Source organism: Pedococcus badiiscoriae (assembly GCF_013408925.1).
In the GTDB taxonomy this organism is placed as follows: domain Bacteria; phylum Actinomycetota; class Actinomycetes; order Actinomycetales; family Dermatophilaceae; genus Pedococcus; species Pedococcus badiiscoriae.
Map to the genome: position 1 here is coordinate 2,297,090 of NZ_JACCAB010000001.1, position 23,506 is coordinate 2,320,595.

Annotated in this window: 21 protein-coding genes; 16 read left to right on the plus strand and 5 right to left on the minus strand. The window is 70.8% G+C overall.

Annotated elements, in window-relative coordinates:
- Nucleotides 1-35 precede the first annotated feature (35 nt).
- From mtrA to BJ986_RS10945, 3 genes are read left to right on the plus strand one after another with little or no spacing between them, the layout of a single operon-like run.
- On the plus strand, nucleotides 36-713 hold the full coding sequence (mtrA, locus tag BJ986_RS10935; protein ID WP_337795161.1) for an MtrAB system response regulator MtrA: 678 nt from the start codon (nucleotides 36-38) through the stop codon (nucleotides 711-713).
- 2 nt (nucleotides 714-715) lie between these two features.
- The gene (mtrB, locus tag BJ986_RS10940) at nucleotides 716-2,506 is read left to right on the plus strand and encodes an MtrAB system histidine kinase MtrB (RefSeq protein ID WP_238338084.1); all 1,791 of its coding nucleotides are present in this window, start codon (nucleotides 716-718) and stop codon (nucleotides 2,504-2,506) included.
- Entirely contained in the window at nucleotides 2,503-4,272 is a 1,770-nt protein-coding gene (locus BJ986_RS10945; RefSeq protein ID WP_179422005.1) for an LpqB family beta-propeller domain-containing protein, read from the plus strand. Before mtrB ends, BJ986_RS10945 begins: the two co-directional genes overlap by 4 nt.
- 23 nt (nucleotides 4,273-4,295) lie before the next feature.
- Here the strand turns inward: BJ986_RS10945 and BJ986_RS10950 are convergent, their stop codons facing one another.
- The 3 genes from BJ986_RS10950 to BJ986_RS10960 are packed head-to-tail and all read right to left on the minus strand — an operon-like array spanning nucleotide 4,296 to nucleotide 8,382.
- Complete coding sequence (locus tag BJ986_RS10950) at nucleotides 4,296-5,501, minus strand: hypothetical protein (protein WP_179422006.1); 1,206 nt, start codon at nucleotides 5,499-5,501, stop codon at nucleotides 4,296-4,298.
- A complete protein-coding gene (locus BJ986_RS10955; RefSeq protein ID WP_179422007.1) occupies nucleotides 5,498-6,946 on the minus strand; it encodes a hypothetical protein in 1,449 nt (482 codons plus the stop codon). The genes BJ986_RS10950 and BJ986_RS10955 overlap by 4 nt, the downstream gene beginning before the upstream one ends.
- Entirely contained in the window at nucleotides 6,943-8,382 is a 1,440-nt protein-coding gene (locus tag BJ986_RS10960) for a hypothetical protein (RefSeq protein ID WP_179422008.1), read from the minus strand. Before BJ986_RS10960 ends, BJ986_RS10955 begins: the two co-directional genes overlap by 4 nt.
- A 199-nt stretch (nucleotides 8,383-8,581) precedes the next feature.
- Here BJ986_RS10960 and BJ986_RS10965 point away from each other — a divergent pair, with 199 nt between their 5' ends.
- From BJ986_RS10965 to BJ986_RS10995, 7 genes are all read left to right on the plus strand, one after another.
- The gene (locus BJ986_RS10965) at nucleotides 8,582-8,749 is read left to right on the plus strand and encodes a Flp family type IVb pilin (protein ID WP_179422009.1); all 168 of its coding nucleotides are present in this window, start codon (nucleotides 8,582-8,584) and stop codon (nucleotides 8,747-8,749) included.
- A 65-nt stretch (nucleotides 8,750-8,814) separates the two neighbouring features.
- Nucleotides 8,815-9,045, plus strand: a complete 231-nt coding sequence (locus BJ986_RS10970; protein ID WP_238338085.1) for a Flp family type IVb pilin — start codon at nucleotides 8,815-8,817, stop codon at nucleotides 9,043-9,045.
- Between the two features lie 51 nt (nucleotides 9,046-9,096).
- Nucleotides 9,097-9,870 (plus strand): Flp pilus assembly protein CpaB, encoded by a 774-nt coding sequence (cpaB, locus tag BJ986_RS10975; protein WP_179422010.1) that lies wholly within the window; start codon nucleotides 9,097-9,099, stop codon nucleotides 9,868-9,870.
- 9 nt (nucleotides 9,871-9,879) lie between these two features.
- Entirely contained in the window at nucleotides 9,880-11,079 is a 1,200-nt protein-coding gene (locus tag BJ986_RS10980) for a CpaE/TadZ family protein (protein ID WP_179422011.1), read from the plus strand.
- Entirely contained in the window at nucleotides 11,076-12,452 is a 1,377-nt protein-coding gene (locus BJ986_RS10985; RefSeq protein WP_179422012.1) for a TadA family conjugal transfer-associated ATPase, read from the plus strand. Before BJ986_RS10980 ends, BJ986_RS10985 begins: the two co-directional genes overlap by 4 nt.
- 11 nt (nucleotides 12,453-12,463) lie before the next feature.
- Nucleotides 12,464-14,437 (plus strand): type II secretion system F family protein, encoded by a 1,974-nt coding sequence (locus tag BJ986_RS10990; protein WP_179422013.1) that lies wholly within the window; start codon nucleotides 12,464-12,466, stop codon nucleotides 14,435-14,437.
- 1 nt (nucleotide 14,438) lies between these two features.
- Nucleotides 14,439-15,362: a type II secretion system F family protein gene (locus BJ986_RS10995; protein ID WP_179422014.1), complete on the plus strand. Its 924-nt coding sequence runs from the start codon at nucleotides 14,439-14,441 to the stop codon at nucleotides 15,360-15,362.
- 44 nt (nucleotides 15,363-15,406) lie between these two features.
- Here BJ986_RS10995 and BJ986_RS11000 read toward each other — a convergent pair whose 3' ends face one another.
- Together BJ986_RS11000 and BJ986_RS11005 are read right to left on the minus strand one after the other, a co-directional pair.
- Nucleotides 15,407-16,054 (minus strand): response regulator transcription factor, encoded by a 648-nt coding sequence (locus BJ986_RS11000; protein WP_179422015.1) that lies wholly within the window; start codon nucleotides 16,052-16,054, stop codon nucleotides 15,407-15,409.
- Entirely contained in the window at nucleotides 16,051-17,664 is a 1,614-nt protein-coding gene (locus BJ986_RS11005; RefSeq protein ID WP_179422016.1) for a sensor histidine kinase, read from the minus strand. The genes BJ986_RS11000 and BJ986_RS11005 overlap by 4 nt, the downstream gene beginning before the upstream one ends.
- A gap of 126 nt (nucleotides 17,665-17,790) precedes the next feature.
- Between BJ986_RS11005 and BJ986_RS11010 the strand changes: the two genes are divergently transcribed.
- From BJ986_RS11010 to BJ986_RS11035, 6 genes are all read left to right on the plus strand, one after another.
- Nucleotides 17,791-18,570 carry a phosphoribosyltransferase family protein gene (locus BJ986_RS11010; RefSeq protein WP_202881231.1) on the plus strand — a complete coding sequence of 260 codons (780 nt, stop codon included), beginning with the start codon at nucleotides 17,791-17,793 and terminating at the stop codon, nucleotides 18,568-18,570.
- 286 nt (nucleotides 18,571-18,856) lie between these two features.
- Nucleotides 18,857-19,504, plus strand: a complete 648-nt coding sequence (gene hpf / locus BJ986_RS11015) for a ribosome hibernation-promoting factor, HPF/YfiA family (protein ID WP_179422018.1) — start codon at nucleotides 18,857-18,859, stop codon at nucleotides 19,502-19,504.
- Nucleotides 19,505-19,584: 80 nt separating this feature from the next.
- Nucleotides 19,585-20,286 (plus strand): response regulator transcription factor, encoded by a 702-nt coding sequence (locus BJ986_RS11020; RefSeq protein ID WP_337795168.1) that lies wholly within the window; start codon nucleotides 19,585-19,587, stop codon nucleotides 20,284-20,286.
- Between the two features lie 20 nt (nucleotides 20,287-20,306).
- Nucleotides 20,307-21,500, plus strand: coding sequence for a winged helix-turn-helix domain-containing protein (locus BJ986_RS11025; protein ID WP_179422020.1), 1,194 nt, complete (start codon nucleotides 20,307-20,309; stop codon nucleotides 21,498-21,500).
- Nucleotides 21,501-21,625: 125 nt separating this feature from the next.
- On the plus strand, nucleotides 21,626-22,978 hold the full coding sequence (locus BJ986_RS11030) for an MFS transporter (protein WP_337795170.1): 1,353 nt from the start codon (nucleotides 21,626-21,628) through the stop codon (nucleotides 22,976-22,978).
- A gap of 66 nt (nucleotides 22,979-23,044) precedes the next feature.
- On the plus strand, nucleotides 23,045-23,332 hold the full coding sequence (locus tag BJ986_RS11035) for a GNAT family N-acetyltransferase (protein WP_179422021.1): 288 nt from the start codon (nucleotides 23,045-23,047) through the stop codon (nucleotides 23,330-23,332).
- Nucleotides 23,333-23,506: the final 174 nt, after the last annotated feature.

Genomic DNA, 23,506 nt, shown 5'->3' on the forward strand with positions numbered 1-23,506 from the left:
GGGAATCCAACTCACAGCTGGGAGGCTTGACGCAGGTGAAGGGTCGCGTGCTCATCGTCGACGACGATCTGGCGCTGGCGGAGATGCTGGGCATCGTCCTGCGCAACGAGGGGCTCGAGGTGTTCCACGTCGCCGACGGGGCCGGAGCCGTGGGCGCCTTCCGTGACAGTCGACCCGACCTGGTCCTGCTGGACGTGATGCTGCCGGGCCTGGACGGCATGGAGGTCTGTCGTCGCATCCGCGCCGAGTCAGGGGTCCCGATCGTCATGCTCACGGCTCGCACCGACACCGTCGACGTGGTCGTCGGACTGGAGTCGGGCGCCGACGACTACGTGGTCAAGCCCTTCAAGCCGCAGGAGCTCATCGCGCGCATCCGCGCCCGGCTGCGTCGTGGTGACGAGCCGGAGCCCGAGCGCCTCGAGATCGGCGACCTGGTCATCGACGTGGCGGGCCACTCGGTCAAGCGAGACGCCAACGCGCTGTCGCTGACACCGCTCGAGTTCGACCTGCTCGTCGCCCTGGCGCGCAAGCCGTGGCAGGTCTTCACCCGCGAGGTCCTGCTCGAGCAGGTGTGGGGATACCGCCACGCGGGTGACACGAGACTGGTCAACGTCCACGTCCAGCGACTGCGCTCCAAGATCGAGCACGACCCCGAGCACCCCGAGATCGTCGTGACGGTGCGTGGCGTCGGCTACAAGGCCGGCCCGAGCTAGTCATGTCCGAGTCGGCTCGTCCGAGGCCTGGTCGGACGCCGGCACCGCGGTTCTCCGACCACCGCGCCCAGGCGATGCGCGCCCTGCGCGTCTTGGCGGGCCGGTCCCGGCGACGGCTCGTGCGCTGGATGCGGACGGTGGTTCACCTGTGGCGGGTCTCCCTGCAGTTCCGCGTGGTGACCTCGACGATGCTGCTCGGCCTCGCGGTCGTCGCGCTGCTCGGCTCCTACCTCTTCTCCTCGATCTCCGACGGCCTGGAGCAGGACCGCATCGAGTCGGCGAAGCTGGAGGCGTCCAGGCTGACGGCCGAGGTGCAGGGCAGCTTCGACAACAGCGACCGCACGAGCAGCGAGGCTGACCTCAACCTGCTGGCGCGGCAGGCCGTCCAGAGTGCCGCCTCGCCGGGCGGCGACAACGAGCGCTACCTCGTGCTGACGCGCAGCCTGGCCAACACGTCGAACACGTCGGTGCAGACGATCTCCAGTGGGCGGGTCGGGCTCCCGGTGGTCCCGATGGCGCTGCGGGAGGCGGTGAGGGCCGACTCCCGCCGGCAACAGGTGATGCTCGTCGGCATCACGGACCCGCAGAGCGGCGGCAGGGTCCCGGCCGTCATCGTGGGCTCCCAGGTCGTGGTGCCCCTCGCGGGGAGCTATGACCTCTATGCCGTGTTCCCGATGCAGCGCGAACAGGCAACCCTCGACCTCATCACCCGCACGTTCCTCATCGGCGGGCTCGCCCTGGTCTTCCTCGTCGGGGCGATCGCCTGGGTCGTGACGCGGCAGGTCGTCAGTCCGGTCCGTCGCGCCGCGGTGGTCGCCGAGCGGCTGTCGTCGGGGCGGCTCAACGAGCGCATGCGGGCGCGGGGCGAGGACGACCTGGCGCGGCTCGCGAAGTCGTTCAACGAGATGGCCGACAGCCTGCAGACCCAGATCCGCCAGCTGGAGGGCCTGTCCCGGGTGCAGCAACGCTTCGTCTCCGACGTCTCCCACGAGCTGCGCACACCGCTGACGACCATCCGGATGGCCGCAGACCTGATCCACGACTCGCGCACCGGATTCGACCCCGCGGTCTCGCGGTCGGCCGAGCTGCTGCACAACGAGCTCGACCGCTTCGAGGAGCTCCTCGCGGACCTGCTCGAGATCAGCCGCTTCGACGCCGGGGCGGCGGCGCTCGACGCCGAGGTCACCGACCTGCGGACGACCGTCGAACGGGCCGTGCACTCAGCACAGCCGATCGCAGACCGGTGGGGCAGTGCCGTCACCGTGACGGCCGACGGGCCGTGCGAGGCAGAGGTCGACGTGCGGCGCGTCGAACGCATCCTGCGCAACCTCGTGGTCAACGCCCTCGAGCACGGCGAGGGCCGGCCGGTGGACATCGCGGTCGCGGTCAACGAGACCGCGGCGGCCATCACCGTGCGCGACCACGGGGTCGGGTTGCGCCCCGGTGAAGGCGCCCTGGTCTTCAACCGCTTCTGGCGTGCCGACCCGGCCCGCGCCCGCACCACCGGCGGCACCGGCCTGGGCCTGGCCATCTCGCTGGAGGACGCTCGGCTGCACGACGGCTGGCTCCAGGCGTGGGGCGAACCGGGGGAAGGGTCCTGCTTCCGGCTCACCCTGCCGCGTCAGGCGGGAACGCCGATCGTCGAGGCGCCGTTGCCCCTGCGGCCGGATGACGTCCCGGAGCCGCCGTCGGCGGCCGTGCGGACGTCGCCCGGCCCCCTCGGGCAGTCGAGCGTGCTGCCGCACGTGGTGACCACGCGGCATACCCCCACGGCGCCGGGGACCCCGCGATGAGGCGCCGGTATGCCGCGATCCTGGCCGGCTGCGCTGTGTTCGCCGTGGGCGCGTGTGGGGGACTGTCCACCAGCTCCGCCATCCAGCCAGGGCTCGAGGTCGGGTCGGTGCAGGACAACGCGGTGCGGGTGGAGGTCAACCCGGTGGCGCCCGGATCGTCTCCGCAACAGGTCGTGCAGGGGTTCATCAGGGCAGCGGCGGCCAGTGACGACGGGTACCAGGCGGCGCGGTCCTTCCTCGGGGCCGGACCGCAAGGCACCTGGCGGCCCGACTCCTCGGTCGTCGTCTTCGGCTCCGAGTCCGACCTGACCTACAAGTCGTCCTCGGCCAACACGGTCACTGCGGTTGCCAACGCCGTCGCGCGGATCGACGGCTCGGGGCGCTATGAGGAGCTCCCACCCGCCACGCGGGTGCAGGTCACCTTCGGCCTTGCCCGCACCGGTGGGGAATGGCGAATCAGCGCGATGCCCGACAGCTTCGGCACCTGGCTGAGCCAGGCCGACCTCGACCGGCTGTACGACCCCTTCCGGATCTACTACGTCTCAGCGGGGGACCACCGTCTCGTCCCCGACATCCGCTGGCTGCCACTCGGCACCGGACTGGCGACCCGGTTGGCCAGGTCCCTGCTCACCGGCGTGCCGCCGTACCTGCGGGGAGCGGTGCGGACCGACATCCCGTCGGGCACGCAGCTGGCCGTCGACGCCGTCACCATCGACGCGGGGACGGCCAAGGTCGACCTCGCCGCCACGCCACTGGGCAACGACCCCGGACAGCGCCAGAACCTCGGCGCCCAGTTCCTGGCGACGGTGACCCAGGCGCCCGGGGTCGAACGTGTCGCGCTGCGGCTCGAGGGCGCAGCACTGCAGATGCCCAATGGCGCGAGCACGGTGGACTCGCTGTCGGTGCTGGGCTTCGCCACCCCGTCCGACCCCGTCGTCAAACCCGTCCTGAGGGTGGGCACCACCTTGGTGCCGGTGGATCCCAATGACGTCGGCGACACCGTGCAGCAGCGGACCCCACTGCCGAACTCGTCCACGTTGCCGACGGTGCAACCCGGCTGGGCCTACCTCGCCCTGTCACGCAACGGCCAGGAGGTGGCAGCCGTCGGGGGGGATCGTGCGCAGCTGGCACGGTGGCGCGGTACGACCCAGGTGCAGCTCATCTCGCCGGGCACCCAGCTGACCCGGCCCACCTACGACCGCGAGGACGTGCTCTGGGTGGCCGGTCGCGGCACCGGGGGAGCCACCATCTGGGCCATCAACTCCGCGGCCGATCCGGGGGACACCACCAAGTCCTCGCCGCAGGCTGTCGCGGTCGACTGGCTGGCGGGCAGGTCGGTGGTGAGCCTGCGGCTCGCGCCCGATGGTCAGCGGATCGCGGTCGTCTCGACCAAGGTGGACGGGACGGACCCCCACGTCGACGTGGCCGGGGTCGTCCGGCAGCCGAACGGCCTCCCGGCGTCACTGGCCGAGCCGCTGCGACTGGCGCCCACGCTGACCTTGGCCCGCGACCTCGTCTGGGTGGACGACGCCACCCTGGCGGTGCTGGGCCGGCTGAACCCCTCACAGGTGATCCGGCCGTGGCTGGTCCCGCTGGGTGGGGCGATCGCCGCGGGACCGGATATCGCTGGGGCACAGTCGATCACGACCGTCAACGGGGAGCGTGGCCTGGTCGTGACGACCGACAAGCACCAGGTGCTCATCCGAGCCGGCAGCCGGTGGCAACGGGTCGGCGAGGGCGCGGACCTGATGGTCGCCGCGCGCTGAGGCTCAGCGAAAAACGCTGAGGCTCAGGGAAACCCGAGTCCGCCCCGCGGGCCGGCGAAGACCAGCAGCTCGCTGACCCAGAGCCACTGGGTGCCCAGACCGACGAGGCAAGCCAGTGCCACGGCGCCGTGCTGCATCCGCTGAGTGGCCTGGTCCGCCGTGCCGGGCATGAGCACCAGACCCAGGGGAAACGCCAGCAGGAGGTACCGAGGCAGGCTGGTCGACGCGCTGGTCGTCAGGACGAGGAAGCCGATGCTCGCTGCGGTCCAGGCCCAGAGCTCGGGCCCCCAACGCCGCACCGGGCCAGACCGCAGGAGGCCGATGAGCACGGCGAGGAGCACCAGGGCCATCAGCCAGGCCGTGGCCCCCGCATCGCTGAGCGCAGCGGCCCACGGTGGCCGGAAGGCCGAGCCCGTGAAGCCGGGCCACGCCTTGACCGTGGTCAGGTACGCGTCCGGACGTCCCGCGATGAGTCCGGCCACCGCCGGCCACTCGAGCGTGGCGACGAGGGTGCCCAGCGTGAGGACGGCCAGCGAGCCGTGCGGCACCCGATCCGGCTCGTCCGCGTCGGTGCGTTGCCTGGTCCGGACGATCCAGTGGGTGACCACGACGGGCAGCAGTGCCAGGGCGATGTTGCGGGTGAAACCCAGCAGCAGCACCGAAACCAGCGCCCAGAGGTACTTGCGGCGAGAGAGCAGGAGGAGGGTCGCGGCGACGAGCAGCAGAGCCAGGCTCTCGGTGTACGCGGCCTGCAGGATGGGGGCCGACACGAAGCAGCACAGGAGGGCGACACACCCGAGCGCCCTGCGCCGGTCCAGGCGCTCCTCGACCAGGCGGAAGACGACGAGCACCGCCGCAGCCCCGAGCAGGAGGCTGAGGGTAGGAGCCACGACCTCGAATCCGAGACCGGTGACGGCCATGACGCCCTTGACGAGCAGGGGGTACAGCGGGAAGTACGCCAGTGACGTCTGCACCGGGACACCCGCCGCGTCGACCGCCGAGTGGGGATAGCCGTGGGCGACGATGTCCCAGTACCACTGCCCGTCCCACGACGTCATCACGGTCGAGTAGTCGGCCGGGAGCCGGGCCCGGACGGTCGAGTGGTAGCCGGGGATGTTCTCCATGCGGACCAACCGGCCGGGCTCCGCGAGGACGACGAAGACGGCCGACAGGGCGCGGGTGAGGGCGTAGATGGCCAGTGGGGCAGCGAACCGGCGGACGGAGCTCACGGGCGCCCCGGCGCCAGCAGCACGAAGTCGTGGGTGGTCGCGACCTCGTGCCAGCCGAGGCGATGCACCAGGGCGTCCGCAAGGGCGGAGTCCCGGGCCAGCAGAGCGACGTCGGGATGCAGGCGCGAGACGAAGTCCTGCCAGCCCGGTTTCACGGTGAGGGTGGCGGCATACGAGGTGATGAACGCGTGGTCGTAGATCTCGCCCCGCAGGTCTGCGACGGGCGTGAGCCCGGGGTGGGCCCACAGCAGCCACCCGGAGATGCCGAAGTCGTCGAGGACCACGCTGTGGGGCGGCAGCGCGCCGAGGGCACGATCGATCCGTGCCAGGCCCGAGGGGTATGCCGCCGCGTGGCCGCCCAGCGCCGCGCTCGCCAGCGCGCCCACCGCCAGCAGTCCGGCCGTGACCGCCGCCAGGGCTCGGCGTTCGACGCGGGACCAGCCCTCGCGTCGAGCAGTGATTCCGCCCTGGAGGGCGGCAGCGACCAGCGGTGCCGCCGCGATGCTGCCGAGCGGGACGAGCCGCCACATCCACAGCGTGCAGAAGCCGGCGAACGCGAGCAGGGCGAGCTCCCACACCTCTCGGCGGCGCCCACCGCGGGCCCACGCGACCACGCACACCAGCAGCTGGATGAGGGCCGCCCAGGCGAACACGTTGTTCAGTGGGGTGGCGCGCCACTCGTCCGCGATCGTGCTCGCGTTGCCCGCGACCTGGAAGGGCGTCAGGAGCAGTGCCGGCCCGATCGGCGTGGCGGCGACAGCGACCAGGCACGCCCCCCACAGCGCTGCGAGGCGCAGGACCTGGGACCGGGTGGGCCTCGTGGTGGGGTCCACGAGGGTCGCCACCAGCATCAGCCCACCGAGGGCGAGACCGAAGGTCCACAGGCCGTGGCAGCAGGCCCAGACCCAGAAGACGGGGACCAGCCACCAGCGCGGCCTGCGGTCGCGCACCATGCCCAGGCAGGCGTGCAGGGTGAGCGCGAACAGGACGAAGCTCACCAGCTGGGGGCGGGGGTTGAGACCACCCCCGGCGCCCACGAGGGTCAGCCCTGCCGACACCGCGGCGGGGAGGCGACCGGCGAACCGGCGGCACACGGCATACACCAGGGCCACGAGCAGCACGACCGCGACGGCCCGCAGCCAGAGGACCGCGCCCATGCCGCCCAGCCCGTAGGCCACCGAGGCGACGATCTCGGGAAGCCACTGGGTGGCGGTGTAGGCGTGGGCGGCGAAGCCGGCCGAGGGGTCCGGGGCGGTGAGGTCGAAGGACTGGCGCAGCCGGTCCCCGGTGCGCAGGTGCCACCAGACGTCGGGCTCGGCAAAGGTCGACAGGCCCTTCACGAGGGCGATCGACAGGACCAGCCCCACCGCGGTGCGGCTGATCAGGGCGGGTGTGGTCCGCGTGACCACCAGGGGGGCAGTCGTCTCGGTCGTCGTCGGCCTCATCGGGGAGCCTTCAGCAGGACCAGCCCACTGTCGCGGCCTGCTTCGGACCAGTGGTCCTGCTCGGTCAGCGCCGCCCGCACCGGGGAGTCGGTGCGCACCAGGGCGACGGTCACCCCGTTGTCCTGCACGTACCGGCTCCAGCCCGGGTCGGCGGACATCGCCCCGATGAACTGCTCGACCTGCCTGGGGGAGTAGGACTCCACGCGCAGGTCGTAGACCAGTCGCAGCTGCGGCGCCGTGAACATCACCCAGCCACTGGTGTCGCCGTCGACGAGGACCCGGGTGTCGCGGGGGAGGGCCTCGAGCTGGGAGGCGAGGGCGGTGGGCACTCTGGTCGCGGTGTCTGCACGGTGCGCGGCGACGGGGACCGCGAGGACCAGCCCGACGAGGGCGGCGGCGGCCCACAGCCACCTGGTGTGCCCTGTCGCCGGAAGCTCAGTGGCGGCGACCGTCAGGGACCCGGCCTGCTCGCGAGCCCGCAGCGCCGTCTCGACGCCCGTCGCAGCCAGGGGGACCGCGACCAGAGCCGCGATCGCCACGGTGCGCTCCATCGTCAGCGCCAGGGCGCACGCCACGACGACGAGGACGACCTGCCAGCCGGGCATCCGCCGACCTCGTCCGACCCAGCACAGCCAGGCGACCGCGAGCAGTCCGAGCGCGACCAGGACGTGCGGGGACCGCACCGATGACGGCATCCACTCCTGGACGAACTGGCGACCCTGGCCGCTGATGGCGAAGGGCGTGAGCAGCAGCCGTGGACCGATGGGCGTGCACGCGGCGGCTGCCGCGCACGCGGCCAGCAGGCCCAGCAGCCGCAGGGCCGCCCGCCGCGGGACGGCTCCGGACGCGATCACGCTCAGCGCGATGACGCCGCCGATCGCCGCCCCGGTGGCCCAGACGCCGTGCACTGAGGCCGCCAGCCAGGTGAGGGGCACCAACCACCAGCGGGGCCGATGGTCCGTGGCGGTCCGCCACCAGGCCGCGAGGACCGGCACGAGGAGCAGGAAGCCGGCGAGCTGGGGCCGCTCCGTCAGCGAGGGCCACGCCGCGAAGAGCGCGCCGACGGTGACCGCTACGGCGACCCAGACCCGGGCGACGGTGGACGCCCAGACCAGCAGGGCCAGCGCGAGGAGCGCGATGCCGGCCGTGCGCTCCCAGGCGATGAGGGCGGTGCCGAGGTGCGGGTAGAGCTCTGCCGTGGCGACCGAGGGCAGCCACTGGGTGGGCACGTAGGCGTGGGTCGCTTGCGGGCTCCACGGGTCGGGGAGGCCGAACGTGCCGCCCCCCGCGAGGAAGCTGCCGACCTTGAGGTGGAGCCAGGGGCTCGGGTCGCCGATGGGGCGGACGGCCAGCACGGGCAGCAGCGCGAGCGCGACCGGGACCCCCACTCCGAGGGCCCAGGCGCGCGGGTGCGCACGGGACGTCTCGGGCGGCATACCGCAAGTCTCTCCTGCATGGCAGGACGCAGGTCAGCTGGCACGCCGCAATGGGCCGTTCGGAGGACCCCACGGGTACGAAGGTCCCAGAGGGTCGTGACGGGATGGCCGATTCGCGACAGGGGTGCCAACTGACAACCTTTTCGGTGCCGGGGCAGTCCGCCCTTGCAGCCCGTTGGTCTTGAAAGGACACACCCTAATGAGCAAGTACATCGCCAAGTTCCAGACCAAGATGTCCGAGCGCGGCGCCACCGCCGTCGAGTACGGCCTCATGGTCGCCCTCATCGCCATCGTCATCATCGTCGCCGTGGCCCTCCTCGGTGGCAACCTGTCCAGCCTGTTCAACAAGGTGGCCGGCAGCGTCTGATCCGCAAAAGAACGACGGGCCTCCAGCCCGCCGATCGAGGAGGCACAGTGAATGCTCGGATTGCCATGAGGATGACGTCCCCCCGACGTCGCAAGCGACTGGCACGTGCGTCTGCAGCGGCCTCTTTCAGCGAGCTGACCCGTGGTCGTCCTGGCACCCGCCGGGGCGACCACGGGGCCACCGCGGTGGAGTACGCGCTGATGGTGGGCATGATCGCGCTGGTCATCGTGGCGGCCGTCACCCTGTTCGGCCGTAACGTCTCCACCTTGTTCCTCGTGCCCGCCAGCGTCTTCTAACCAGCAGCGTCTTCTCACCCGTAGCCCGCACACACCAAGGACTGAACACTCATGGGACGCAGACTCGTCGCCATCTTCGCCGCCGCCCTCGTCGCCCTGCTGGGCGTGTCGGCGGTGTTGCTGTATGCGAAGGGTGCGGACAACCGCGCCATTGCGGCCCAGAGCCCGACCAGCGTCTATGTGGTGCAGACCGTTGTGCCGGCAGGCACGACGCTCAAGGACGCCGTCCAGAACGGTCTCATCGTCAAGACGTCGGTCCCGGCCAAGGCAAAGCCGGCTGGTGCGCTCGAAGGCGTCGACAGCTCCAATGGCGGCCTCTTCGCCCTGTCGGACATCCAGCCCGGGGAGTACGTCCTCTCGGCACGCTTCGGCGTCAAGCCGGTCGGAACCAAGGCGATCGACGTCCCCGCCGGCCAGGTCGCGGTATCCGTCACACTCTCGGACCCCGCCCGCGTGGGCACGTTCCTCACGCCCGGCTCACACGTGGTCCTCTTCGACTCGTTCGATCCCGTGGCAGGCTCGTCCTCGAGCTCGTCGAGCGCGGCGGCAACCGGAACACAGACTCGCGTCCTGCTCGACGACGTGCTGGTCATCGCCATGGGCGAGGCCTCCCTCACCCCCGCAGCGACGACCACGGCCAACGGCGAGGCGGCGCCGCCCCCGGTTGCCGGCGCCCTGCTCACGGTGTCCGTCTCGCCGGCCGACGCTCTTCGCCTGGTCCACGGGATCCAGACCGGCCGGCTGTACGCTGCGCTGCGGGGCACAGACGCGAAGATCGACCTCGGCAAGGTCGTGTCCCAGGCCTCGCTCTTCACCACCAAGTAGGAGCCGGACATGACCCTCTTGTGGGACGCTGATCCTTCTGCCTCGGAACGCTACGACTTCGCGGTTGGCGCGATCACCCGGGTCGACACACAGCCGGCTGCGGTGCGTGTCCTGGAGGACGCTCCGGGCGAGGCGCTCGTGCTCATCGGCCCTGACGTCGACATGGACTCCGCCTGCCAGTTCAGCGAGTACTGCCGCGTGGAGCGGCCCGAGCTCGGCGTGCTCCTCCTGCGTCGTCGGCTCGATGTGGCCGTGCTGGGCCAGGCCCTCAGGGCGGGCGTGCGGGAGGTCGTGACCGCGGACGACCTCACGGGGCTGGCCGACGCGGCTCGCCGCAGCCGCGAGCTCAGCCAGCGCGTGGCCGGCCACGTCGGTGAGGTGGCGGGTGGGCGCACCGCGAGAGTCGTCACGATCTTCTCCGCCAAGGGCGGGGTCGGAAAGACGACCTTCGCCACCAACATCGGGGCCTACCTCGCCTCGACCGGCTCCAAGGTCCTGCTCGTGGACCTGGACCTGGCCTTCGGCGACGTCGGCATCAGCCTGCAGATGTTGCCGCAGAACTCGATCATCGACCTGGTGAGCATGGCCGGGAACATCGACGAGCAGGCCATCAAGTCCGTGGTGACCAAGCACGACAGTGGCCTCGAGGCCATCAGCGCACCCGCAGAGCCGAGCGACGCCGACCGCGTGCCCGGGTCCACCGTGGGAGAGCTCATCCGGGTGGCCAAGCGGCACTACGACTTCGTCGTCCTCGACACGCCGCCGGCCTTCACCTCACACGTCCTGGCCGCGTTCGACGACAGCGACGTGCTGGTCCTCATCGCCACGCTCGACATCCCGGCCGTCAAGAACCTGCGCCTCACTCTCGACACGCTCGACCTGTTGGGCAACGCCAAGGACTCGCGGGTCATCGTCCTGAACCGATCCGACGCCAAGGTCGGCCTGCGGGCAGAGGACGTCGTCGCCGCGCTGAAGCAGGACATCGCCGTCATGGTCCCGAACAGCACCGCGGTGCCAGCATCGGTGAACAGGGGAGTGCCGATCGTCCTCGACGAGCCCAAGCACCCGGTGAGCGCCGCCCTGCGCGACCTCGCCGACAACTTCATCCGCACCGCCGAACCGGGCTCCTCTGGCGGGGCGGCCAAACCGGCCAACGCCGCGCCCACCCGTTCCAGTCGCTGGTCACTATCACGAGGGGGCAACAGATGAGTCTCGCCGAGCGTCTCGAGAGTGTCCGCAGGAGCCAGCAGGCGGCCGAGGCGAACGCCGGGTCCCAGACTCCCGCGGCCGCCCACGAGCGGCAGCGCGTCGCTGACCCGTTCGGCGTCGTCAAGGCCAGCGTCCACCAGGCGCTGCTCGACTCGCTCGGTCCGCAGCTCTACGACCCCCACCTCGACCAGGCCGAGCTCGAGTCGAAGGTGAGGCACACGCTCCAGGAGGTCATCGACCACGAGGAGACCCCGCTCTCCCTGGCTGACCGCACGCGTATCTCCCAAGAGGTCGCCGACGAGATCCTGGGTCACGGGCCGCTCGAGCCGCTCCTGCGCGACAGCGAGATCACTGAGATCATGGTCAACGGTCCGGACCAGATCTACGTCGAGCGTGCCGGCAAGCTCTACCCCGTCGAGACGCACTTCAGCTCCGACGCCCACCTGCGCCGCACGATCGACAAGATCGTTGGGCGCGTCGGTCGTCGCGTCGACGAGGCCAGCCCGCTGGTGGACGCCCGCCTGCCCGACGGCTCCCGCGTCAACGCGGTCATCCCCCCGATCGCCCTCGACGGCTCGCTCCTCACCATCCGTAAGTTCGCCACCGACCCCTTCACGGACAAGGACCTCATCGCCTTCGGTACGTTCACGCCGCAGGTGCGTGACTTCCTGAGCGCCTGCGTGAGGGGGCGCCGCAACATCGTCATCTCCGGTGGTACCGGCTCGGGCAAGACCACCTTGCTCAACGTCGTGTCCTCGTTCATCCCCGACGACGAGCGCATCGTCACCATCGAGGACGCGGCGGAGCTCCAGCTCAAGCAGGACCACGTGCTGCGCCTCGAGTCGCGTCCGTCCAACATCGAGGGCCGCGGCAGGATCGACATCCGTGAGCTCGTCAAGAACGCGCTGCGTATGCGTCCCGACCGGATCGTCGTCGGTGAGTGTCGAGACGGGGCCGCCCTGGACATGCTCCAGGCCATGAACACCGGTCACGACGGCTCATTGACGACCGTGCACGCCAACAGCCCGCGCGACAGCCTCGCCCGTCTCGAGACCATGGTGCTCATGGCTGGCGTCGACCTGCCCGTGCGTGCCATCCGCGAGCAGGTCGCCGGAGCCGTCGACATGGTGATCCAGCAGGCCCGTATGAAGGACGGCTCGCGTCGCGTCACCGCGATCAGCGAGGTCATCGGCATGGAGGGCGAGATCATCACGATGCAGGACCTGTTCGCCTTCGACTACGCCGCCGGTCGCGACGAGCAGGGCCGTTTTCGAGGCACCCTCAAGAGCACCGGACTGCGACCGAAGTTCGCCACCGAGCTGCACGACCAGGGGATCGAGCTGGCGCCCGACATCTTCGTCCGGGGGCTTTGATGCTCCTTCGTGTGCCGCGCAAGGTCGGCGCCGCCGTGGCGCTGGCCCTCGCAGCTTTCCTCGTGGGCACCGCCTCCGCGAACGCGGCCGGGGACCCGGTCGTCAACATCACGGGCATCGAGGCCAAGAACGGCAACCTCATCGGGCTGATCTCGGCCAGTGGTGGGGCGTCGATCGACCCGAGCCTCACTGTGACGGTGTCGGGCAAGGACTACCCGGTGGACGCCATCACCTCCGGCCAGGGCACCCCGGTGGCACGCACCGCGCTGCTCGTGGTCGACACCAGCGGATCGATGGGCGCTGCGGGCATGGCCACTGCCCGCGCCGCTGCGGCGGCGTTCCTCAAGAGCGTTCCGGACGACGTCCGCGTGGGAGTCGTGTCGTTCTCCGGCAAGGCCGTGGTCGACCTCGCGCCGACGGGGGACCACGGCAAGGTGCAGACCGCCGTCGACAACCTCAAGTCGTCCGGCGAGACTGCCTTGTACGACGGTGTCGCGCTCGCCGTTCAGACGCTGGGCAGCAAGGGGGAGCGCAGCATCCTGCTCCTCAGTGACGGTGGCGACACGACCAGCAAGACGACCCAGGCCCAGGCCAACGACGCTCTCAAGAGCGGCGGGGTCCGCGCCGAGGCCGTCTCGTTCAAGTCCACGGAGAGCAATGTCTCCGTCCTCAAGGGGTTCGCCTCCGCCGGGGGCGGATCCGTGGTCTCCGCCGCGAGCGCCGGAGCGGTCGCCAGCGCCTTCACCACTGCGGCCAAGACCCTCGCGTCTCAGCTCACCTTCTCCATGCCGCTGCCGCCGGGGGTCATCGCGGTGCAGAACATCAAGGTCTCCGGCCTCGCTGGCGGCAAGGGCTTCACGACGACAGCACTCGTGGACTTCGGTGAGGGCGTTCCACTCCCCACCAAGTCGGGCCCCGCGTCCGTCACCCCGGTGGTCGGTCCGACCGAAGACGTCGTGAAGCCCTCTACCGGCGCGACGCTGCTTCCCGTGCTCGGCGTGTCGCCCATGGTGGGGATCGGGATGGCCGCGGTCTTCCTCGGGTTGGTGGCCATCGGCGTCGCCCTCTCGGCCCCATCGTTCAAGTCCGGTCGACAGACGCGTGTCGACAGCATCGACCGCTACGTGACGCCGGGCGCCCCCCTGAAGGCCAAGGCGCAGAACCGTCAGACCGCGGTGTCAGAGAGCCTGGTGTTCCTCGGCGAACGCATGATGGAGGGGCGGGAGTCGACCAGCAAGACCATGGCGCTCATCGAGCGCGCCGACCTGCCGCTGCGGGCTGGTGAGTGGTGGGTGCTACGTATCGTCGGCGTTGTCGCGGGGATCGCGACCTCGATGTCCTTGCTCCGCGGCGGTCAGATCATGACCCTCGTCGCGGCGCTGCTGGGCGTGGTCCTGGGACTGTTCGCACCAGCCTTCATCCTGCGTTTCCTCGCGAAGCGTCGAGCCAAGAAGTTCGACCACCAGCTGCCGGACGTGCTCACCCTCGTGGCCAGCAGCCTGTCGACGGGCTTCTCGCTCCCGCAGGCTCTCGACGCCATCGCGAAGGACGCCGCGGAACCCTCGGCCAAGGAGTTCTCCCGGGCCCTCGCCGAGACCCGCATCGGTGCCGACATCGCCGACTCCCTCGAGCGCATGTCCGAGCGGATGGACAGCGCCAACATGCGCTGGACGGCGATGGCGATCCGCATCCAGCGCGAGGTCGGTGGAAACCTGGCCGAGACCCTCCGCACGACCGCCAAGACCCTCCGCGAGCGTGAGGAGCTCCAGCGCCACGTCCGGGCGCTCTCTGCCGAGGGCAGGCTCTCGGCATACATCCTCATCGGACTCCCGATCGGCATCTTCCTCTACACGATGCAGACGAACCCGGCGTACGTCGAGCTGCTCTGGACCCGACCCCTGGGGCTGGTGATGCTGGCAGGTGGCATCGTCTCGCTGGGAATCGGCTGGGCCTGGATGCGCAAGACCGTGGAAGTGAAGGTCTGACATGGGATCCATGCTGCTGATCGTCGGGCTCATCGCGGTAGCGGGCGCCCTCGCGACGATCGTCCTCGCGCTGTCCGTCGGAGCGGGAGCCACCAGGGGTGTGGCCAAGTCACTCGAGCTCATCGAGAAGACCGTGAACGCCCGCGAGGTCACCAAGTCCGACCTGCCCGTGATGGAACGCATCGTGGCACCTCTCCTGGCCAAGACCCGTTCGCTGGCCAACAGGCTCTCGCCGACCGGCACGCAGGAAGGGCTCACCCGTCGCCTCGACCTCGCAGGCAACCCCGGCACGTGGACTGCGGAGCGGATCATGGGCGGCAAGGGTGCGGGCCTGCTCATCGGAGCGGTCCTCGGCCTGCTCTTCGGTGGCTTCAGCCTCAAGGGTGTGCTGATCACGGTGGCTGCCGCCGCCGTCGGCTTCTACCTGCCGGACCTGCTGCTCATGAACGTCGGCCAGAAGCGTCAGGAAGAGCTGCGTCGTGGCCTCGCGGACGCCCTCGACATGCTGACGGTCTGTGTCGAGGCCGGGCAGGGGTTCGACGCGGCACTGATGCAAGTGGCCAAGTCAGCTTCAGGGCCGATCTCCGGTGAGTTCGCCCGCGTGCTCTCGGAGATCCAGATCGGCAAGACCCGTGGTGCGGCGTTCAGCTCGCTGGCGGCCCGGACCACGGTCCCCGAGGCGAAGACCTTCGTCAGCGCGCTGGTCCAGGCCGACCGCCTGGGGCTGCCCATCGGAAACGTCCTGCGCGAGCAGTCGAACCAGATGCGCCTCGTCCGTCGTCAGCGCGCCGAGGAGAAGGCGCAGAAGGTGCCGGTGAAGATCCTGTTCCCGATGCTGCTGTTCATCTTCCCGGCCCTGTTCATCGTGATCATCGGACCCGGTGCCATCAAGATGGTGGACACCTTCAGCCACGGCGGGCTCTGACGGCTGAGCTCTGACAGCTGCGCTCGGTCAGCGAAGGAGCTGGGTCAGCGGCTGCGGCCGATCGACTCGGACTTGACCAGTCCCAGGCGCAGGGCCGACATCACGGCGGACGCTCGGTTGTGGGCGCCCAGCTTCTCGTAGACCTTCGAGACGTGCGTCTTGACGGTCGACTCGCTCATGTAGAGCTTCTTCGCGACCGCGGCGATGGAGTCGCCCGCGACGAGCCGGTCCAGCACCTCTGCCTCGCGGGGCGTCAGGCGCGGCTTGTCGCTCGAGTCGCGACGGCGCAGTGCTTCGGCCAGACCGGTCGCCATGAAGGCGTCAGGCGCCACGGCCGCGCGACGGACTGCCGCGATGACCTCGTCGGACGGGGCGGACTTGAGCACGAGCGCCGACGCGCCGAGGTCGAGCGCCTCAAGCAAGGTCTCGTCGTCGTTGTGCATCGTCAGGACGACGATGCCCAGGCGCGGGGACGCCTCGCGGGCCGCTCTGGCCATCACCAGGCCGGAGCCGTCGGGCATGGAAACGTCCACGACGAGGACGTGGATCAGGCTCTGCGCCAGGACGGTGCGGCCTTCGGCGATGCCGCCGGCCTGCCCGACCACGGAGAGATCCGGCTCGCTGTCGATCATCCGGCAGACGGCTTCGCGCACCAGGGTGTGGTCGTCGATCACCACGACATTGATGGTCATGAGGGCTGGGGGATCCTTTCATTGGACAGCGTGGCGGAGGGGGCGGCCCCGCGAGCCCGCATGCGCATGCGGAGCGCGACCCCGTCTCCGGCGTAGGGCTCGATGGAGATCTCTCCTCCGAGGCTGTTCAGTGGGTGGTCGGCGAAGTCGCGTTCAGACAGTGAGGTCGTGCCGTCGTGGGACATCCAGAGCTCCACCCGGGGGGCGGCGACGTTGAGGCGCACCTCCACGGCCTGGGCGTTGAGGGAGTGCCGGGCGTCCGCCAGCAGCCGCAGGAAGAGGCGGTAGATGAGCACCTCGGTGTGGGCTGGGAGGCGGAAGCCGGTCTCACTCAGGTGCATCCGCGTCGTCACCCCGGACGACGAGCCGAAGTTCTGCAGGCGGGCGCCGATCATCGCGCCGAGGCCCGTGTCGGGGCGCACCGCGATCCGCAGGTCGCCGATGTGCAGCCGGAGGTCGGCCAGCACGCGCGACACGTCCACGCGCAGGGCGTCGAGGTCATCGGCCAGGGGTGATCCCTGCCCGCGGGCGCTGCGACGGACAGCGTCGATGCCGAAGCCCAGTGCCACCATCTCCTGGGCGATCCCGTCATGCATCTCGCGCGCCAGGCGTTCGCGCTCCTCCAGGCCGGCCCGTTCACGCAGTCCGGCGAACAGCACCGAGAGGTCGATGTTGGCCGCATGCCGGGCGGCGACAGCTCCCGCGGCGGCGAGGTCGTCCTCGGTGAAGGGGGTCACGAGCGGTCGGTCGGCCACCATCAGCCCCAGCCGGTTGCCGTCGCCGTCATTGAGGGGGACGACGATCACCGAGCGGGCGACGAGGTCGTCGTCCCACTGCGCGAGGGTGGGCACGCCCTGTCGCCAGGACTGCGCGAGGACCGACCCCGGCTCCATCGGGTCCGGCCAGGGGGTGCGGTCGGCACCACGGATCGCCAGCGGCACGGCAGGGTCGTCGCCGTACCCCACGAGGATCGCGCTGCGCGCCGCCCGCATCTGGTTGCTGAGGTCCTGCAAGGCCATCTCGGCCGAGCCGGGGGCGTCGAACCCGGTGTCGAGGGTGTCGGCCAGCTCGTGCAGGCGCCGCAGCAGCAGGCTGGCCTCGGCCGCGACGTTCGGGTCGACGGGTAGGGGAGTGCCCTCCATGCGGTGCGACCAGGCGCCGAGCAGGCCGAACACCAGCGCGACCAGGGCGGCGAGCAGGATGCGCTGCCCCTCGGTCACCTCGAGGCGGCCCAACCACGATGCGGTGGCGAGGCCGGAGGCCAGACCGCAGCCCGAGACCACGATGGCCCCACGCCGACCCAGCCGCAGGCCGGCATGGAACGCGGGGATGAGGATGAGGATCTTCGACCACGGGTGGGTGTAACCCATCGCGAGGCCGGCCACGATGGCACCGGCGACCAGCAGCCCGGTCAGCTGGACGCGCCGGGTCGCGGTGTCCTTGGGGCTCAGGACGATGAGGGCTGACCCCGCGAGGTCGAGCGTGACCGTCAGCAGGATCCACGGGAGGCCTGCGAGGGTGTCGTTGTTGAGCGAGGCGAACATTGCTGCCAGCAGGGCGATCCCGAGCCGGAGCCGGGTGGAGACGGCGAGATGGGGCAGCCACCGCATACCCGCCTCCCGTCTCGCGTCCCCGGCACCCAGCAGTTGTCCACAGGCCACTGCCCAGACTAGTCGTGTCCACAGGCTTCTGCCTGCGAATCGAGGCCAACACACCGGGCCGGGACGATGGGTGACGTGTCGCTGACCAGGGCTGAGTCAGGGCCGCTCGCGGCCCTGCGGGCCGTGGCCGACCTGGCCCTGCCGGTCTGCTGTGTGGGGTGTGGGCAGCCTGACACCCAGGTATGCGGCGCGTGCCTGGACGAGATCGGCCGGTGCCTCTGGGCCGGCGGGCCTCGACAGGCACGACCCGACCCGTGTCCCGCGGGGTTGCCCACGGTCCTCGCAACCGGCCCGTACCTCGGGCCGCTCGCCACCATGGTCGGCGCCTACAAGGACGACGGACGACGGGACTGCGCACCGCTGCTGGGCGAGCTGCTGGCCCGCTCCGTGGACGCTGCCATCGGCGTCTGCCCGGCCGCCGTCGACCTCCTGGGCCACCACAACGGTCCTGTCCTGCTCGTGCCCGTCCCCTCCTCGCGGGCGTCGGTCCGCGCTCGCGGGGACGCGCCCCTGGTGGAGCTCGCCGCCCGCGCCGTCAAGGGCTTCGCGGCGGACGAGGCAGTCGTCGCCCCGGTGCTGCGCCCCCGACGGCGGGTCGCCGACCAGGCCGGGCTCGGAGCCCGCGAGCGCGCGGTCAACCTCGAGCACTCGATGACCGTGCAGCCTCGCTGGGCCCAGCCGGTCGAGGGTGCCGTGTGCGTCGTGCTCGACGACGTCCTGACCACCGGGGCCACCGTGGTCGAGGCCGCCCGGGCGCTTCGTTCGGGGGGCGCCCAGACGGTCGTGGCCGCGACGATCTGCGCCACCCAGCGGCGCGGACGGGCGTCCGGTCGGCACCCGGCATACTCCGGGTAAAGGCGCAGTCAATCCCTGTGTCGGAATCGGCTGGGGTGGTCTAAGTTCGTCGTATGGCCTCCCTGGCCCCCGTGCACGGCACGCAAACAGGGCGCCTCGGACGCGGTCCGGCGGGCGTCCTCTCGCAGGGAGCGGAGCCGCCCCCGCCGACCACCGAGTCGGCGACCTGTGCGACCACGCGGTCGCTTCCACCCCGGAGCGTCACGCCGGAGGGTGGGTGGTGCCGCGGTTGAACCCGGGTCACGCCGCCCGACTCGCACATCCGCCGAACACACTGGAGGACACCGTGGAGATTGTCGTCACCGGACGCCACATGCAGGTCTCAGACCGATTCCGTGCCCACCTCGACGAAAAGCTGGCCAAGATCCCCCAGCTCGCGCCGCGCGTGCAGCGCGTCGACGTCATCGTGAGCCATGAGTCGAACAAGCGTCAGGCCAAGGCCTGCGAACGGGTCGAGATCACCTGTCACGTGAAGGGCCCGATCGTGCGGGCCGAGGCATGTCTTGACGACAAGTACGCGGCGCTCGACGTGGCGCTGGACAAGCTGATGGAGCGGTTGAGGCGGGCCCAGGACCGCAAGCGCGTGCACCGCGGCAGGCACGCGCCCGAGTCGGTGGCCGCCGCCACGGCGCGCATCCAGGAGCCGGTGGAGGGCGGGGGTGAGGACCACGTCCACGAGGGCACCGGCGACGGCGATCCCTTCGGCGCCCAGGGCGCCTCGCCGGTCGAGATCCGCGAGAAGATCCACGCGACCGTCCCGATGGCACTCGACCAGGCGGTCCGCGAGATGGAGCTCGTCGGGCACGACTTCTACCTCTACCACGACGAGGACACCGACCAGCCGAGCGTGGTGTACCGGCGCAGGGGTTGGTCCTATGGCGTCATCCACCTGGACGTCACCGCCGACGAGGGAGCCACCCGGAAGGTCTCCTGACACCTGCGCAGCACGACGCCGGGCCGTCCCACGTGGACTTTCGCCCGGCGTCGTGGCCGCGCCATGACAGTATGTGGCTCGTGACGAACGGGGATGGTGGTCTGAGCAGCGGTGCCGACCCGATCAGGGTCGTCATCGCCGATGACCACGTCCTCTACCGCCGTGGCTTGCAGATGGTCGTCTCGCAGGACCACGACATCGAGATCGTGGGCGAGGCCGGCGACGGCAAGGAGGCGGTGGACCGCACCGTCGAGCTGCTGCCCGATGTCGTCCTGATGGACGTGCGGATGCCGCACACGTCGGGCATCCAGGCTTGCCAGACCATCAAGGCGCTCGTGCCGTCCACCAAGATCATCATGCTGACGATGTCCGACGAGGAGTCCGACCTCTACGAAGCGGTCAAGGCGGGTGCCAACGGCTACCTCCTCAAGGACGTCCCCGGCGAGGAGATCGCCGACGGCGTGCGCGCCGTCCACAACGGTGACTCGCTCATCTCACCCTCGATGGCCTCCAAGCTGCTGGCCGAGTTCGCCCAGATGAGCAAGCGCCAGGGGGACCGGCCCAGTGGGGTCGGGGCGCCGCGGCTCACCGACCGCGAGCTCGAGGTGCTGCGGCTGGTGGCGAGGGGCATGGCCAACAAGGAGATCGCGCACCAGCTGTTCATCTCGGAGAACACCGTGAAGAACCACGTCCGCAACATCCTCGAGAAGCTGCAGCTCCACTCGCGGATGGAGGCGGCCATGTACGCCGTCCGCGAGAACCTCCTCGAACCCGGCGAGTGACCAGCGGCGCACCAGCGGTGATGACACCCTCGCCCGTGCAGCTGACGCGCGCCCAGGCGCGCCGCATCGCGCTCGCCGCGCAGGGCTTCGCCGAGCCGCGGCCGGCTCCGGGGACCGCGACGATGCGTCACCTGCAGCGCGTCATCGACCGGGTGCAGATCGTCCAGATCGACAGCGTCAACGTCCTCACCCGCAGTCAGTACCTCCCGTTCTTCTCCCGGCTGGGTCCCTACGACACGGCGCTGCTGGACCGGGCGCGCGACCGGGCACCGCGACGACTGGTCGAGTACTGGGCCCACGAGGCGAGCCTGATCCCTCCCGCGACCTGGCCGCTGCTCGACTTCCGGATGCAGCGTGCGCTGCACGACTCCTGGGGCGGCATGCAGCGCGTGGCCCGGGACCACCCGGAGCTGGTCGCGGCGGTCCTGGCGGAGGTCACGGCTCGCGGCCCGCTCACCTCGCGCCAGCTCGAGGCGGCCCTCGAGCACGACCTGCCGCGCCAGCGCGACGACTGGGGGTGGAACTGGTCGCTGGTCAAGAGCGCCCTCGAACACCTCTTCTGGGCGGGGAAGGTGAGCTCCGCGGGTCGGACCAGCCAGTTCGAGCGACGGTATGCCGTGCCGGAGCGCGTGCTGCCCGGTCACCTCGCCGCGATGGCCATAGACCCGGCCGCTCGCCCCTCGCCCGAGGTCGCCTTCACCGAGCTGATGCTGATCGCCGCTCGTGCCCACGGCGTCGGCACCGAGCAGTGCCTTCGGGACTACTTCCGGCTCAAGCCGCACCAGTCGCGTCCGGCACTGGATGCCCTCGTCGCGCAGGGCGCGCTCGTCCCGGCGACGATCGAGGGGTGGAGGCGTCCCGCCTACCTGCATCCGCAGGCCCGCCGCCCCCGCACGGTGACCGCCCAGGCCCTGCTCAGCCCGTTCGACTCACTCATCTGGCAGCGCGACCGCACCGCGGCGATCTTCGGGATGGACTTCCGCCTCGAGATCTACGTGCCTGCGCCGCTTCGGGTCCACGGCTACTACGTGCTGCCGTTCCTGTTCGGGGACGAGCTGGTCGCGCGCTGCGACCTCAAGGCCGACCGCGCTGCCGGCGTGCTGCGGGTGCAGGCGGTCCACTGGGAGCCCGACGCGCCCCAGGCTGCCCGCGCCGCGCTCGACCAGGAGCTCGCTCTGATGGCCTGGTGGCTCGGGCTGAGCTCGGTCGGCTGACCCGGCCTGCGCTGACCGTCGTGCTCTCGTCGGCCTGGGTTGACCGCCCGCTGCTGGCGGGATCTGGACGGCGGTTGTCCGGAAAGCACCCAGCGTGGACTCTGACTGGCAGATAGCCTGCGACAGTGACGATTCCTGCCGCTGCCGTCGAGACGCAGGCGACCCGTCGGCCGCGCGTGCACCGGGCCTGGTGGGTGGCTGCAGTCATCCTCGGAGCCCTCGTGGCGGCGGCCGGGTTCCGCTCTTCGACCGGGGCCCTCCTCGAACCGCTCGAGACCGAGTTCGGCTGGTCGCGAGCCACCACGTCGGGAGCCGTCACCGCGAACCTGGTGATCTACGGCCTCACCGCACCGTTCGCCGCCGCCCTGATGGAGCGGTTCGGCCTGCGGCGCGTCGTCAGCGTGGCGCTGGTCCTGGTGGCGGTCGGCAGCGGACTGACCACCGTGATGACCGCACCATGGCAGCTCTGGCTCCTCTGGGGCGTGTTCGTCGGGGTCGGTGCGGGTGCGATGGCGCTGGTCCTCGGCGCCATCGTGGCCAACCGGTGGTTCGTGGAGTCGCGGCGAGGACTCGTCACCGGGGTCTTCTCCGCCGCCGGAGCCGCGGGCCAGCTCGTGTTCCTGCCGGGCATCGCCGCGCTCGCTGCCGGCCCCGGCTGGAGGTATGCCGCCTTGGTGGTGACCGGCGCGGCCCTCCTGCTCGTGCCCCTGGTGCTGTTCGTCGTGCGCGACAGGCCGGCGGACCTCGGCCTGCGGCCGCTCGGCGCGCAGCCCGGGGAGCCCCTCGACGAGCCGGCAACGCGGCATACCGGGTCGCAGGTGGGGCCCGCGGCCCTGGCCGTCCGCACGCTGCGGGAGAGCGCCCGGTCGCGGACCTTCTGGATCCTGTTCGGCACCTTCTGGATCTGTGGCTGGTCGACCAACGGGCTGATCGGCACCCACTTCATCCCCGCAGCCCACGACCACGGCATGCCGCAGACCACCGCTGCGAGCCTGCTTGCGCTCGTCGGCGTGTTCGACCTCGTCGGGACGATCGCGTCGGGTTGGCTGACCGACAAGGTGGACCCGCGGCTGTTGCTATGCGCCTACTACGGGTTCCGCGGGCTGGCCCTGCTGTTCGTCCCTGCGCTCCTGGGACCCGACATCCACCCCAACCTGTTCATCTTCATCGTCTTCTACGGCCTCGACTGGGTCGCCACGGTGCCGCCCACGATCGCCCTGTGTCGCAGGCACTTCGGGGTGGCGCGCTCCGGCGTCGTGTTCGGTTGGGTGTTCGCCGCCCACATGGTGGGGGCAGGCGTCGCGGCCAGCTATGCCGGCTGGGTGCGGCAGAGCACGGGTGACTACTTCACGGCGTGGCTGACTGCCGGCGGCCTCTGCCTGTTCGCCGCGCTGGCCTGTCTCGCGATCACGAAGTCACCCGACCGCGGCTCGTGGAGCACCGAGGGCGAGGAGTCCGAGGTCGGCGCGGTCGCCTGACGGCCGCGAGCTCCGGCGAGTTCGGGGGAGGCGGGCAGGCTTGACGCCCGTGCTTGGCTGGAGCCCATGACGGACGTCGTGGTCACGGACAACCCCGGGCAGATGCGCTACGAGGCGCACGTGGACGGGAAGCTCGCGGGCTTCGCCGCCTACCGGGTCAAGGGGTCCCACCTGGTCTTCACCCACACCGAGGTGGACGACGCCTACGAAGGACAGGGGGTGGGGGGTGCGCTCGCGAAGGGAGCGCTCGACGACGTCCGGGCCGGGGGCGAGCACGACGTCGTGGCGCTGTGCCCGTTCATCTCGGCGTGGATCGCCCGGCACCCCGACTACCAGGACCTGCTGGCCTCGTAGGCCCGGGGCCGGTGCCCCCGGCGCTCGTAGGGACTCAGGAACCGCTGGCGCGCCCGGCACGTTCGGCCCCAGGGGAGCGTTCCCCCGCCGGCGCGTCCGCGTGCGTGGCCCGTCTCGACTAGCCTAGGTCGGGCCGTTGTCACCCGGATGCCCACGGCTGCGAACCCTCAGGAG

Coding starts and splice junctions, on each gene's coding strand:
- BJ986_RS11025 (WP_179422020.1), top strand. CDS start 20,307: ATGACACCCTCGCCCGTGCAGCTGACGCGCGCCCAGGCGCGCCGCATC.
- BJ986_RS10965 (WP_179422009.1), top strand. CDS start 8,582: ATGAGCAAGTACATCGCCAAGTTCCAGACCAAGATGTCCGAGCGCGGC.
- BJ986_RS10980 (WP_179422011.1), top strand. CDS start 9,880: ATGACCCTCTTGTGGGACGCTGATCCTTCTGCCTCGGAACGCTACGAC.
- BJ986_RS10970 (WP_238338085.1), top strand. CDS start 8,815: ATGAGGATGACGTCCCCCCGACGTCGCAAGCGACTGGCACGTGCGTCT.
- BJ986_RS10995 (WP_179422014.1), top strand. CDS start 14,439: ATGGGATCCATGCTGCTGATCGTCGGGCTCATCGCGGTAGCGGGCGCC.
- BJ986_RS10985 (WP_179422012.1), top strand. CDS start 11,076: ATGAGTCTCGCCGAGCGTCTCGAGAGTGTCCGCAGGAGCCAGCAGGCG.
- cpaB (WP_179422010.1), top strand. CDS start 9,097: ATGGGACGCAGACTCGTCGCCATCTTCGCCGCCGCCCTCGTCGCCCTG.
- BJ986_RS11000 (WP_179422015.1), bottom strand. CDS start 16,054: ATGACCATCAATGTCGTGGTGATCGACGACCACACCCTGGTGCGCGAA.
- BJ986_RS10945 (WP_179422005.1), top strand. CDS start 2,503: ATGAGGCGCCGGTATGCCGCGATCCTGGCCGGCTGCGCTGTGTTCGCC.
- mtrB (WP_238338084.1), top strand. CDS start 716: ATGTCCGAGTCGGCTCGTCCGAGGCCTGGTCGGACGCCGGCACCGCGG.
- BJ986_RS10955 (WP_179422007.1), bottom strand. CDS start 6,946: ATGAGGCCGACGACGACCGAGACGACTGCCCCCCTGGTGGTCACGCGG.
- BJ986_RS10960 (WP_179422008.1), bottom strand. CDS start 8,382: ATGCCGCCCGAGACGTCCCGTGCGCACCCGCGCGCCTGGGCCCTCGGA.
- BJ986_RS11005 (WP_179422016.1), bottom strand. CDS start 17,664: ATGCGGTGGCTGCCCCATCTCGCCGTCTCCACCCGGCTCCGGCTCGGG.
- BJ986_RS11035 (WP_179422021.1), top strand. CDS start 23,045: ATGACGGACGTCGTGGTCACGGACAACCCCGGGCAGATGCGCTACGAG.